Consider the following 12513-nt stretch of genomic DNA (forward strand, 5'->3'; position numbering starts at 1 on the left):
AGGCTCACCTAGTTTTACGAAACAATTTACGCAACAATAGTGTTGTGTTAGTCAAGGGAGGTGGACTATGACTGCGAACGACGCGGACGACAGCAGGACCCGGCAGAAGGTGTTCCGCTCCGTGCTCGACGACGGTCCCATCACCGCCTCGGCGCTGGCAAAAGGCCTTGAGCTCACCCCGGCAGCGATCCGTCGTCACCTCGACGCGCTCGAAGGCCAAGGACTCATCGAGGTCCGCGGTCTCGCCGGGAAGCAGGCAGGGCGGGGGAGACCGGCGCGGCACTACGTAGTCACCTCGCGCGGCCACGACGAGCTCAGCCGGTCCTACGACGAGTTCGCCGTCAACATCCTCCGGTTCTTCCAGGACCGGATGGGGGAGGACGCGGTCGTCGACTTCTCCGACGACTTCGTCGCGAAGCTGCGCGACCGCCTCGGCGGAGAACTCGAGAAGCGGGGCGGGACGTCGGTGGCGTCACGCTCGCGGGCCCTGGCCTCAGCGCTCACCCGTGAGGGCTACGCCGCCTCGGCGACACCGGTCGCGGCGGGCACGTCACTCGAGGCGATGCAGCTGTGCCAAGGACACTGTCCGATCCAATCCGTGGCCGCCGAGTTCCCCGAGATCTGCGAAGCAGAGCTCGCGATGTTCTCGGAATACCTCGGCGTCGATGTGAGAAGACTCTCGTCGCTCGCCCACGGTGACCACGTCTGCACGACCCACATTCCGACCTCGGAACTCACCAGGCCCCTCATCCACTCAATCGATCGACCTCAAGGAGGTTCACGATGACTGACACAAGCAATCCGATCATCGAGGCGAACCCCGAGCTCAAAGACCTCGGGCAGTACGCATACGGCTGGCACGACGAGAACGATGCCGGAGCCGCAGCGGCTCGCGGTCTCAACGAAGACGTCGTGCGCAACATCTCGAAGCTCAAGGACGAACCGGACTGGATGCTCCAGCGTCGCCTCAAGGCGCTCAAGCTCTTCGAGAAGAAGCCGATGCCGAACTGGGGCGCCGACCTCTCGGGAATCGACTTCGCCGACATCAAGTACTTCGTCCGCTCCACCGAGGGCCAGGCCCAGTCGTGGGAGGACCTGCCCGAGGACATCAAGAACACCTACGACCGCCTCGGCATCCCGGAGGCGGAGAAGCAGCGCCTCGTCGCCGGCGTCGCCGCGCAGTACGAGTCCGAGGTCGTCTACCACAAGATCAACGAGGAGCTCGAGAGCCAGGGCGTCATCTTCCTCGACACCGACACCGGTCTCAAGGAGCACCCGGAGATCTTCGAGGAGTACTTCGGCTCGGTCATCCCGTCGGGTGACAACAAGTTCTCGGCGCTGAATACGGCCGTGTGGTCGGGCGGATCCTTCATCTACGTCCCCAAGGGCGTCCACGTCGAGATCCCGCTGCAGGCCTACTTCCGCATCAACACGGAGAACATGGGCCAGTTCGAGCGCACGCTCATCATCGCCGACGAAGGCTCGTACGTCCACTACGTCGAGGGCTGCACGGCCCCGATCTACAAGACGGACTCGCTCCACTCCGCCGTCGTCGAGATCATCGCGAAGAAGGACGCCCGCGTCCGCTACACGACGATCCAGAACTGGTCGAACAACGTCTACAACCTCGTGACGAAGCGTGCGATCGCCGAAGAGGGCGCGACGATGGAATGGGTCGACGGCAACATCGGCTCGAAGGTGACGATGAAGTACCCGGCGATCTGGCTGACGGGCGAACACGCTCGCGGCGAGACGCTCTCGGTCGCCTTCGCCGGCGAGGGCCAGCATCAGGACACCGGTGCGAAGATGGTCCACGCCGCCCCGCATACGCAGTCCTCGATCGTCTCGAAGTCCGTCGCCCGCGGCGGCGGTCGCGCCGGCTACCGCGGACTCGTCCACGTCTACCCGGGTGCCGAGGGCTCGTCGAACAACGTGCTCTGCGACGCCCTGCTCGTCGACAACATCTCCCGGTCGGACACGTACCCCTACATCGACATCCGTGAGGACGACGTCACGCTCGGCCACGAGGCGACCGTGTCGAAGGTGAGCGAGGACCAGCTCTTCTACCTCATGTCCCGCGGCCTCGAGGAGACCGAGGCGATGGCGATGATCGTGCGCGGCTTCGTCGAGCCGATCGCCCGTGAGCTGCCGATGGAGTACGCCCTCGAGCTCAACCGCCTCATCGAACTGCAGATGGAAGGCGCCGTGGGCTGAGCCCGCGACCGACTGCACGCTTAAGGAGATTTTGTGACTGACACCACCAACCCGCTCGGCGTCTCCGAGCATTCGCACGGCGCGGGCGTCCACGTGCCCGACGCCAAGCGCGACGCGCGCACCCGCAGCTTCGACGTCGCCGACTTCCCCGTGCCCACCGGCCGGGAGGAGGAGTGGCGCTTCTCGCCCGTGCGCAAGCTCAGCGACTTCTTCGCCGATGCGCCCGGTGAAGCGCGCCTGAGCGTCACCGGCGAACTGCCTGCCGGCGTCACCGTCGAGGAGATCAGCCTCGAGGCCGCCCAGGAGCTCGGCATCCTCGAACCCGAGGACCGCGCGGCCGCTGTGGCCGCGAACCGCACGGCCACCGTCACCCACTACACGGTGCCCGCTGACACGGAGCTCACCGAGGCGGTCGTCATCCACGCCGACGGCACCGGCACCGACCTCGTCCACGGCCATGTCGTCGTGTCCGTGGGGGCGAACGCGAAGGCGACGATCGTCGTCGAGCACGAGGGCCTGACCCGCTACTCCGAGCTCGTCTCCCTCGTCGTCGGCGACGGCGCGGACCTCACCTTCGTCTCCCTGCAGCTGTGGGACGACGGTTCGCAGCACCTCGGCCAGCACGATGCGATCGTCGGCAAGGACGCGAAGCTCAAGCACATCGTCGTCACCCTCGGCGGTGACATCGTCCGGCTCAACGCCAACGTCCGCTACTCGGCCAACGGCGGCGAGGCCGAACTTCTCGGCCTCTACTTCGCCGATGCCGGCCAGCACCTCGAGCACCGCACGTACATCGACCACAACACCGCGAAGGCGACGTCGAACGTCATGTACAAGGGCGCCCTGCAGGGCAAGGACGCGCGCAGCGTGTGGATCGGCGACGTCCTCATCCGCCCCGAGGCGCTCGGCATCGACACGTACGAGCTCAACCGCAACCTCATCCTCACCGATGGGGCGCGCGCGGACTCCGTGCCGAACCTCGAGATCGAGACCGGTGACATCGAAGGAGCCGGACACGCCTCGTCGACCGGTCGCTTCGACGAGGAGCACCTCTTCTACCTGATGTCGCGCGGCATCCCCGAGGACGTCGCCCGCCAGCTCGTCGTCCGCGGCTTCTTCAACGAGGTCATCCAGAAGATCCAGGTGCCGGAGATCGAAGAGGTCCTCTCGGCCCGCATCGAGGACGAACTGTCCCGGAGCGTTCTGTGACGATGATCGACGTGGCCGCCTCCGAGGATGTGGCACTCGACAGCGCGCTGCGGATCGACGTGGAGAACCGCGAGATCTGCCTGGCCCGCGACTCCTTCGGAGTCGTCCACGCGATCGACGATCTGTGCACCCACGGCGAGGTGTCCCTGGCCGAGGGCGAGGTGGAGGGCTGCGCCATCGAATGCTGGCTGCACGGCTCCCAGTTCGACCTCAACACCGGCCAGCCGCTGAGCCCCCCGGCCTTCGAACCCGTCGCGGTCTACCCGTGCCAGGAGATCGCCGGCCGCATCCTGCTCGACCCGAACACGACTGTGAACTGAAAAGGATAATCATGTCCACACTGAAAATCTCCGACCTGCACGTCAGCGTCAACACCGAGGCCGGCGCGAAGCCGATCCTCAACGGCATCAACCTCGAGATCGACTCGAACCAGACGCACGCGATCATGGGCCCCAACGGCTCGGGCAAGTCGACACTGGCCTACTCGCTCGCCGGTCACCCGAAGTACGAAGTCACCGGCGGATCCGTCACCCTCGACGGTGAGGACGTCCTCGACATGACCGTCGACGAGCGCGCCAAGGCCGGTCTCTTCCTCGCCATGCAGTACCCCGTCGAGGTGCCCGGCGTGACCGTGACGAACTTCCTCCGCTCGGCCAAGACCGCGATCGACGGCGAGGCTCCGAAGCTGCGCAACTGGACGAAGGACCTCAAGTCGGCGATGGAGCAGCTGCGCGTCGACCCCGAGTTCGCGACCCGCAACGTCAACGAGGGCTTCTCCGGCGGTGAGAAGAAGCGCCACGAGATCCTCCAGATGGAGATGCTCAAGCCGAAGTTCGCCGTCCTCGACGAGACCGACTCCGGCCTCGACGTCGACGCTCTGCGCATCGTCTCCGAAGGCGTCAACCGGGTCCGTGAGACGACCGACGTCGGCGTCCTCCTCATCACCCACTACACGCGGATCCTCCGCTACATCAAGCCCGACTTCGTCCACGTCATCGTCAAGGGCAAGGTCGCCGAGGAGGGCGGACCGGAACTCGCCGAGCGCCTCGAGAACGAGGGCTACGACCGCTTCCTCTCGTCCGCGGTCTGATGTTCTCTCGGCTCCGGGGCGACTTCCCGATCCTCCGTGCGAGGGTCGGGGAGTCGCCGCTGACCTATCTCGACTCGGGAGCGACGTCGCAGAAGCCCGAATGCGTCATCGACACGTTCACCGAGTACTTCACGCAGCGCAATGCCGCCGTTCACCGGGGTGCGCACACGCTCGCCGTCATGGCCACCGACACGTTCGAGGCCGGCCGGGAGGCCGTGGCGAACCTCGTCGGCGGTGCGCCGAACCAGGTCGTGTGGACGAAGAACGCCACCGAGGCGCTCAACATCGTCGCCCTCGGCATCGACCGGGCCAGCCACGGGTTCGGGGGAGAGGCCGCGCAGCGGTTCGCGATCGGGGAGGGCGATTCGATCGTCGTCACCGAGATGGAGCACCACGCGAACCTCGTCCCCTGGCAGCAGCTCGCGCAGGCCACCGGGGCGCAGCTGCGGTGGATCCCGGTCACCGATGACGGAGAGCTCGACCTCACCGACCTCGAGACGATCGTCGACGAGACGACGAAGGTGCTCGCGTTCACCCACGTCTCGAACGTGCTGGGCACGATCAACCCGGTCGCCGAGCTCGTCGCCCGGGCCCGGGAGGTCGGGGCGTTCGTCGTCCTCGACGCGTGCCAGTCGGTGCCGCACATGCCGGTCGACTTCACCGACCTCGACGTCGACTTCGCCGCCTTCTCCGCCCATAAGGCGCTCGGGCCGACCGGCCTCGGCGTGCTCTGGGGGAAGGCCGAGCTCCTCGATGCGCTCCCGCCCGTGCTCACCGGCGGTTCGATGATCACGACCGTGACGATGGATTCGGCGGAGTTCATGCCCGCCCCGCAGCGCTTCGAGGCCGGCACTCAGCCGGTGGCCGAGGTCGCGGCGTTCGCGACGGCCATCGGCTACCTCACCGAGGTGGGGCTCGACCGGGTCTTCGACCATGAGGTCGAGCTCGGCCGGCAGCTGCTCGAGCGGATCGCGCAGATCCCGGGGATCCGGGTCCTCGGCAATGCCGAGAACCGGATCGGCACCGTGGCCTTCGACGTCGACGGCGTCCACGCCCACGACGTCGGCCAGTACCTCGACTCGCAGGGCGTGGCCGTGCGTGTGGGCCACCACTGCGCGCAGCCGCTGCACCGCCGGTTCGGGGTGACCGCCTCGACCCGGGCCAGCACGTACCTCTACAACAACGGCGAGGATGTCGAGCGCTTCCTCACCGCGCTGGCTGAGGTGCGTCCGTTCTTCGGTCTCGCGGACACGCCGGCCGCGGAGAAGGCGCAGGCATCATGACCACCCAGATGCAGCAGCTCTACCAGCAGGTCATCCTCGACCACTCGCGGTCGCGGATCGGCAACGCCGCGCTGCTCGGCGATTCGGCCCCCGGGCCGCACGGGCACTCCCACCAGGTCAATCCGACCTGCGGGGATGAGATCGAGCTCGAGACCGAACTCGCCGCCGACGGCACCGTGAGCGTGCGGTGGACCGGGGACGGATGTTCGATCTCGATGGCCTCGGCGTCCGTGCTCACCGAGCTCGCCGCCTCGGCGACGGTGTCCGAGATGCTCGAGATCGAAGCGGCTTTCCACGAGCTCATGCACTCCCGGGGGACTCTCGAGGCCGACGAGGAAATACTCGGCGACGCCGCGGCGTTCACCGGAGTGTCGAAGTTCCCGGCACGGATCAAGTGCGCCCTGCTCGCCTGGATGGCGTTCAAGGACGCGCTCAGCCAGGCCCAGGCGGGAGCACCGGAACACGCACCGACCGAAGACGAGGAGAAGTGATGCCCGAAGTCATTGATGCACCGCAGAACGCGAGCGTCGACGAAGTGCGCGAAGCGATGATGGACGTCGTCGACCCCGAGCTCGGCGTCAACATCGTCGACCTCGGACTCATCTACGGCCTCGCCGTGGAGGACGACGGCACCGCCGTCATCGAGATGACCCTGACGTCGGCGGCCTGCCCGCTCACCGACGTCATCGAGGACCAGACCGCGCAGTGCCTCGACGGCATCGTCCCGGCCTACCGCATCAACTGGGTGTGGATGCCGCCATGGGGTCCGGAGAAGATCACCGAGGACGGCCGCGAGCAGATGCGGGCCCTCGGGTTCAACATCTGAGCGACTCGGGCGGACTGCACCCGAACTCGTCACGCGGACGTCCGTCCGCACCTCCCTCGCCGAGGTGGCCGATGCGCCGCCTCGGCGAGGTCGCGTTCGGCGGGTGCCTGCGACCGTGAAACAATGGTGCGGGCCCATTGACGACCGGACCCGACGTCCAGAGGAGAACCATTGACGATCATCGCTGCCGCAGACGGGTCTGCGCTCGGCAACCCCGGACCGGCTGGGTGGGCCTGGTACATCGACGACGACTGCTGGCACGCCGGGGGCTGGAAGAACGCGACGAACAACCGCGGTGAGCTCATGGCCGTCCTCGACCTCCTCGAATCGACCGCCGACGTCGACGAGGACCTCAAGATCTTCTGCGACTCCCAGTACGTCATCAACGCCCTGACGAAGTGGATGCCGGGTTGGAAGCGCAAGGGCTGGAAGAAGGCCGACGGCAAGGAGGTCCTCAACCGCGACCTCCTCGAATCCCTCGATCAGGCGCTGACCGGACGCGACGTCGAATTCGAATGGGTCAAGGGCCACAACAACCACGCGATGAACGAAGCCGCCGACGAGCGCGCCCGGGCCGTCGCCACCGCCTACCAGAAGGGCACAGCGGTGCCCGAGGGACCCGGCTACGTCCCCGCGGGGACGTCCGTGAGCGTCGAAGCCGGCACGGAATCGCCGGCGAACGCCCAGGTCGAGCCAGAGGCATCGGCGTTCGCCGAAGCTCCCGCGCCCGGCGGGGACACCGGGGACACCACCGTCGTCTCCACGCGCGTGGCCCGCACCATCGCCGACGAACTCGTCTCCCGGGCCCGCGCCCAGGGAGTCCACCCACAGGAATACCTGGCCGACCTCATCGGCCGCAGTTTGGAGAGAGAATGATCCAGGCCTCCGGCCTCGAAGTCGCCGTCGGCGCCCGCACCTTGATGTCCGACGTGTCCTTCCGCGTCGACAAGGGCGACCGCGTCGGGCTCGTCGGACGCAACGGCGCCGGGAAGACGACGCTGACGAAGGTGATCATGGGCGGCCACCCCGCCACCTCGGGCAACGTCTCGATCTCCGGGTCCGTCGGCTATCTGCCGCAGGACCCGCGCAGCGGCGACCTCGAGGCGACGGCGAAGGAGCGCATCCTCGGCGCCCGCGACCTCGACGTGCTCGTCAAGCGCCTGCGCAAGGCCGAACGTCAGATGGCCTCGCCCGACGAGAACGTCGCGGCGAAGGCCATCGACCGCTACCCGCGCATCGAAGCCGAGTTCGTCGCCGCCGGCGGATACGCTGCGGAATCCGAGGCGTACGCGATCGCCGCGAACCTCGGCCTCGACGAGGACCTCGTCAACCAGGAGATCGGCACCCTCTCCGGCGGTCAGCGTCGCCGCGTCGAACTCGCCCGGATCCTCTTCTCCGCTCCGGACACGATGATCCTCGACGAGCCGACGAACCACCTCGACGCCGAATCCGTGCTCTGGCTGCGCGACTACCTCAAGGCGTACTCCGGCGGACTCATCGTCATCAGCCACGACCTCGACCTCATCGATGAAGTCGTCAACAAGGTCTTCTTCCTCGACGCCACCCGGCAGACCATCGACATCTACTCGATGGGCTACCGCCTCTACCTCAAGCAGCGCGAGGACGACGAACGCCGACGCCGGCGCGAACGTGCGAACGCGGAGAAGAAGGCCGCGGCGCTGACGGCGCAGGCGAACAAGATGATGGCGAAGGCGACGAAGACCGTCGCCGCCCAGCAGATGGTCAAACGCGCCGAACGCATGCTCGCCGGCCTCGATGAGGAACGCAGCGCCGACAAGGTCGCGAATCTCCGCTTCCCGGCGCCCGCGGACGTCGGCCGGGTGCCGCTGACCGCCGAGGGCCTCTCCCGCAGCTTCGGGTCGACGGAGGTCTTCACCGGTGTCGACCTGGCGATCGACAAGGGCTCACGCGTCGTCATCCTCGGCTACAACGGCGCCGGCAAGACGACTCTGCTGCGCCTGCTCGCCGGACTCGACGAACCCGATTCCGGTGAGGTCATCGCCGGTCACGGTCTCAAGCTCGGCTACTACGCGCAGGAGCATGAGACGCTCGATCTCGACCGCAGCGTGCTCGAGAACATGCAGCGCAATTCTCCGCACCTCGACGACACCGCGGTGCGCAACGTGCTCGGCTCGTTCCTCTTCTCCGGTGACGACGTCCACAAACCCGCCGGGGTCCTCTCCGGCGGTGAGAAGACGCGTCTGGCCCTGGCGACCCTCGTCGTCTCGAGCGCCAACGTCCTCCTCCTCGACGAGCCGACGAACAACCTCGACCCGGCCTCGCGGGAGGAGATCCTCTCGGCGATCCGCCGCTACGAGGGAGCGATCATCCTCGTCACCCACGATGAGGGTGCGGTGTCCGCACTCGATCCCGACCGGGTCCTGCTCCTGCCCGACGGCGACGAGGACCTGTGGAACGAGACCTACCTCGACCTCGTCACCCTGGCCTGAGCCGCTGCGTCCCTGAGCCGCTGAGCCGCTGACTTGGAGCTGCGCACAGGGCTCACCTCGGGCGGAAGCGCTCCTCGAGGAGCTCGTCCTCCTCGGCTTCGTCCCGACCGCGCACGGTGGGACTGACGAAGCGGCTGCGACCGTACCGGCTGCCCGGTTGGCTGACCTTGGCCCCGGCGTCGAGGGCCGCCTTGTCGACGACGACGTACTCGGTGTCGCTCGTCGCAGTGGCCAGCGCCTCGGCGGTCGCCTTCCGTTCCCGCCGGGCCGAGATCGACACGGCGATGATGATCATGATCCCGAACGCGAACCACTGGAGCATGTAGGACAGGTGGTTGCCGGGGTTGAGGTCGGGCGCCGGGAGGGGAGTCAGACCCTCGGCCTGCGTCGCCCCCGTCGTCACCTCCTCGGCGTAGACATTGGCGTACGCCGCGTCCATGCCGGGGATCCGGGCCGGGTCGATCGCCTTGATCATGCCCTCGGGGTTGTCATCGTCGGAGCCGTCCTGGGCGATCTTCAGCCGTGCGGTGATCGTCTGCTCACCGGCCGGGGCGTCGGGCACCGCGGTCGATTCGGGCACCCATCCGCGCACGATCGCGATCGTCTCTCCGCTGGTCAGGGTGAACGGGACGACGACGTAGAAGCCGACCTTGTCATTGACGGTGCGGTTGCGGGCGAGCACGGTGTCCGCGGTCTCGAAGCGACCGGTCAGCGACACCGGCGTCCATTCCGCGGATTCCGGCAGCGTCGCCGAGGTCGACGGGAGCACCGCGGAGATGTCGACGGGAGCCGCCGAGTAGTTGGCGTTGATCGTGTCGATCTCCGCCTGGCGTTCGGCGCGGCGGTCCTTCTGCCACAGGGCGAGGAACACGCACGCGATGACGACGATGATCGTCATCGCGATGTATTTGAGCCACCGGGCACTGAAGAGGAATGAGTAACGGGCCATCAGCCGGCGTCCTCCGGGATCTCGTCGACGGAAACATCGGTGCGATAGAAGCTGCGCAGGGTGAGGAACTCCCGCAGCTGGTCGAGGTGCTCGTCACAGGCGAGCCACACCTTGCGCCTGACAGGCGTGTGCAGGCGGGGATTGTTCCACAGGATCGCCCGTGTCGCATCGGCTCGGCATCCCTTGGCCGAGCACCGCAGTGCCTCGGTCACCGTCGGCCACCCGCGCTCTCCTCGTCGTCCTCGACGATCTCGCCGTTGCTGTCGGCGGTGAAGTGATGCTCGCTCTCGGTCATCCGCGGGGACGACGTCCGCGGGGATCGCTGCGCAGACGGACCCGCCGAGGCGGTGCCCGGGTCGGTCCCGGCACCGCCGGTTCCCGGAGTGTCGGTCTCGGGATCGACGGTCTCCCCGGGGATCGTCTCGCCCCGCGGCGTGCGCCCGGTCCCGGAGTCCTTCGCGGTCGCATCGCCGGGTTCCCCGCCGAGGGTGTCGCCGCTGATCGTCTCGCCCCGGCCGGGCGGCAGCTGGTCGAGGGGAGCGGAGTCGATGAGGGCCGAGCGGTCGTCGCGGGAGCGCTCCCGTCCGGCGTTGGCGAAGATGACAGCCGGATAGGGCAGGAGCACGGCGCCGGCGACGCAGATCCACATGAGGACGTGCTGCGAGGCGACGAACGCGAAATAGGCCGCCACGAAGCAGAGAGTGCGGATCCCCATGGTGATCGAATACTTGATGATCCTCGACTTCATATCGTCGTCGAGCGCAGTGTCTGCTGTGGTGATCTGCTGCGGGTGCTTGGCCATAACCTTCTTCACTCGGGTCTACCTACAAAATCATACGCTTCGTTTGTGGGAGCATGTCGAGGCCGCACCAAACACGGTAGGTTGGTCTCCGTACTGTCGTTCCAACAGAAGAGAGTCCCGTGTCAGAACCACGTGTAGTCCTCGTCACCGGAGGCAACCGCGGAATCGGCCGCACCATCGCCGAGGAGTTCCTCGCCAACGGCGACAAGGTGGCCGTGACCTCCCGCAACGGAGATGCCCCCGACGGCGCCCTGGCCGTCGCCGCCGATGTCACCGACTCCGCATCCCTCGACGCCGCGTTCAGCGAGGTCGAAGAGAAGCTCGGACCCGTCGAGGTGGTCGTCGCCAACGCCGGCATCACCCGCGACAACCTGCTCATGCGCATGGACGACGACGACTTCGCAGCGGTCATCGACACGAACCTCACCGGCGCCTACCGCACCGTGAAGCGCGCGATCACCAACATGATCCGCGCGAAGAAGGGCCGCATCGTCCTCATCTCCTCGGTCTCCGGCCTCTACGGCGTCCCCGGCCAGGCGAACTACTCGGCGTCGAAGGCCGGACTCGTCGGCTTCGCCCGCTCGATCACCCGCGAGCTCGGCTCCCGCGGCATCACCGCCAACGTCGTCGCCCCGGGCTTCATCCGCACCGACATGACCGATGAGCTCGACGAGAAGCAGCAGAAGGACTACCTCGCGACGATTCCCGCCAAGCGCTTCGCCGAAGCCGATGAGGTCGCCCGCGTCGTCCGCTGGGTCGCCTCCGACGACGCCTCCTACATCTCCGGAGCCGTCATCCCCGTCGACGGCGGCCTCGGCATGGGACACTGACAACAGCCCCTGACCCCGGACACTGAGCAGCCCAGCGCTGCACTGACACCAGAGAACAGACTGAGAAAGGACCACCATGGGAATTCTTGACGGAAAGCGCATCCTCGTCACCGGTGTGCTCACCGAGGCGTCGATCGCCTTCGCCGCCGCCCGCATCGCCCAGGAGCAGGGAGCCGAGGTCATCCTCTCGAGCTTCGGCCGCCAGATGAAGATCACCCAGGTCATCGCCGAGCGCCTGCCCGTGACCCCGCGCGTCATCGAACTCGACGCCACCAGCGAAGAGGACCTCGCCGCTCTGCCCGAGCGCCTCGAGGGCAACATCGACGGCATCGTCCACGCGATCGCCTTCGCCCCGAAGGACGCCCTCGGCGGCGTCTTCCTCGACACCCCGTGGGAGTCGGTGCAGGCCGCCATCCAGGTCTCGGCCTACTCGCTCAAGGCGATCACCGTCGCCGCCCTCCCGGTGCTCAACCCGGGCGCGGGCATCGTCGGCCTGACCTTCGATGCGACGATCTCCTGGCCGGTCTACGACTGGATGGGCGTGGCCAAGGCCGCCTTCGAGTCGACCGCCCGCTACCTCGCGAAGTACGTCGGCGACAAGGGCATCCGCGTCAACCTCGTCTCCGCGGGACCGCTGAAGACGACGGCGGCGACCTCGATCCCCGGCTTCGGGACGCTCGAGGACATGTGGGGCGAGCGCGCCCCGCTCGGCTGGGACCAGAAGGACACGACGCCGGCCGGCAAGGCCATCGTCGCCCTCGTCTCCGACTGGTTCCCCGCGACGACCGGCGAGATGGTCCACGTCGACGGCGGATTCCACTCGACCGGCGCCTGAGACC

14 protein-coding genes and 1 pseudogene are annotated in these 12513 nt (G+C 67.4%); 12 read left to right on the forward strand and 3 right to left on the reverse strand.

Features of this window, described 5'->3' with window-relative positions; all coding sequences use genetic code 11:
* Nucleotides 1-67: 67 nt before the first annotated feature.
* From J9315_RS08285 to abc-f, 10 genes and pseudogenes are all read left to right on the forward strand, one after another.
* Nucleotides 68-787, forward strand: a complete 720-nt coding sequence (locus J9315_RS08285) for a helix-turn-helix domain-containing protein (protein WP_137824017.1) — start codon at nucleotides 68-70, stop codon at nucleotides 785-787.
* Entirely contained in the window at nucleotides 784-2214 is a 1431-nt protein-coding gene (gene sufB / locus J9315_RS08290) for a Fe-S cluster assembly protein SufB (RefSeq protein WP_137824018.1), read from the forward strand. The genes J9315_RS08285 and sufB overlap by 4 nt, the downstream gene beginning before the upstream one ends.
* Before the next feature lie 33 nt (nucleotides 2215-2247).
* Nucleotides 2248-3423 carry a Fe-S cluster assembly protein SufD gene (sufD, locus tag J9315_RS08295; RefSeq protein ID WP_211979194.1) on the forward strand — a complete coding sequence of 392 codons (1176 nt, stop codon included), beginning with the start codon at nucleotides 2248-2250 and terminating at the stop codon, nucleotides 3421-3423.
* Complete coding sequence (locus J9315_RS08300) at nucleotides 3420-3743, forward strand: non-heme iron oxygenase ferredoxin subunit (RefSeq protein ID WP_198498831.1); 324 nt, start codon at nucleotides 3420-3422, stop codon at nucleotides 3741-3743. Before sufD ends, J9315_RS08300 begins: the two co-directional genes overlap by 4 nt.
* 11 nt (nucleotides 3744-3754) lie before the next feature.
* On the forward strand, nucleotides 3755-4513 hold the full coding sequence (gene sufC / locus J9315_RS08305) for a Fe-S cluster assembly ATPase SufC (RefSeq protein WP_198498830.1): 759 nt from the start codon (nucleotides 3755-3757) through the stop codon (nucleotides 4511-4513).
* Complete coding sequence (locus J9315_RS08310; RefSeq protein ID WP_211979195.1) at nucleotides 4513-5796, forward strand: SufS family cysteine desulfurase; 1284 nt, start codon at nucleotides 4513-4515, stop codon at nucleotides 5794-5796. Before sufC ends, J9315_RS08310 begins: the two co-directional genes overlap by 1 nt.
* Entirely contained in the window at nucleotides 5793-6287 is a 495-nt protein-coding gene (sufU, locus tag J9315_RS08315) for a Fe-S cluster assembly sulfur transfer protein SufU (RefSeq protein ID WP_211979196.1), read from the forward strand. Before J9315_RS08310 ends, sufU begins: the two co-directional genes overlap by 4 nt.
* A complete protein-coding gene (locus tag J9315_RS08320) occupies nucleotides 6287-6622 on the forward strand; it encodes a metal-sulfur cluster assembly factor (RefSeq protein ID WP_137824023.1) in 336 nt (111 codons plus the stop codon). Before sufU ends, J9315_RS08320 begins: the two co-directional genes overlap by 1 nt.
* A gap of 171 nt (nucleotides 6623-6793) precedes the next feature.
* Nucleotides 6794-7249, forward strand: a pseudogene (locus J9315_RS17435) (ribonuclease H); the annotation flags it as partial.
* Between the two features lie 245 nt (nucleotides 7250-7494).
* Nucleotides 7495-9093 (forward strand): ribosomal protection-like ABC-F family protein, encoded by a 1599-nt coding sequence (gene abc-f, locus J9315_RS08330; protein ID WP_211979198.1) that lies wholly within the window; start codon nucleotides 7495-7497, stop codon nucleotides 9091-9093.
* Nucleotides 9094-9145: 52 nt separating this feature from the next.
* Here abc-f and J9315_RS08335 read toward each other — a convergent pair whose 3' ends face one another.
* Genes J9315_RS08335 through J9315_RS08345 form a run of 3 tightly spaced genes read right to left on the reverse strand, consistent with a single transcriptional unit; the run spans nucleotide 9146 to nucleotide 10844 of the window.
* Nucleotides 9146-10042, reverse strand: a complete 897-nt coding sequence (locus J9315_RS08335) for an SURF1 family protein (RefSeq protein ID WP_211979199.1) — start codon at nucleotides 10040-10042, stop codon at nucleotides 9146-9148.
* Complete coding sequence (locus tag J9315_RS08340) at nucleotides 10042-10254, reverse strand: hypothetical protein (RefSeq protein ID WP_137824030.1); 213 nt, start codon at nucleotides 10252-10254, stop codon at nucleotides 10042-10044. The genes J9315_RS08335 and J9315_RS08340 overlap by 1 nt, the downstream gene beginning before the upstream one ends.
* Complete coding sequence (locus J9315_RS08345) at nucleotides 10251-10844, reverse strand: DUF3099 domain-containing protein (protein ID WP_211979200.1); 594 nt, start codon at nucleotides 10842-10844, stop codon at nucleotides 10251-10253. The genes J9315_RS08340 and J9315_RS08345 overlap by 4 nt, the downstream gene beginning before the upstream one ends.
* 119 nt (nucleotides 10845-10963) lie before the next feature.
* Here J9315_RS08345 and J9315_RS08350 point away from each other — a divergent pair, with 119 nt between their 5' ends.
* Together J9315_RS08350 and fabI are read left to right on the forward strand one after the other, a co-directional pair.
* Nucleotides 10964-11674, forward strand: a complete 711-nt coding sequence (locus J9315_RS08350; RefSeq protein WP_198498821.1) for a beta-ketoacyl-ACP reductase — start codon at nucleotides 10964-10966, stop codon at nucleotides 11672-11674.
* A gap of 76 nt (nucleotides 11675-11750) precedes the next feature.
* Nucleotides 11751-12509, forward strand: coding sequence for an enoyl-ACP reductase FabI (gene fabI / locus J9315_RS08355; RefSeq protein ID WP_137824033.1), 759 nt, complete (start codon nucleotides 11751-11753; stop codon nucleotides 12507-12509).
* Nucleotides 12510-12513: the final 4 nt, after the last annotated feature.

The organism is Brevibacterium sp. W7.2, assembly GCF_018137945.1.
Taxonomy (GTDB): Bacteria; Actinomycetota; Actinomycetes; order Actinomycetales; family Brevibacteriaceae; genus Brevibacterium; species Brevibacterium sanguinis.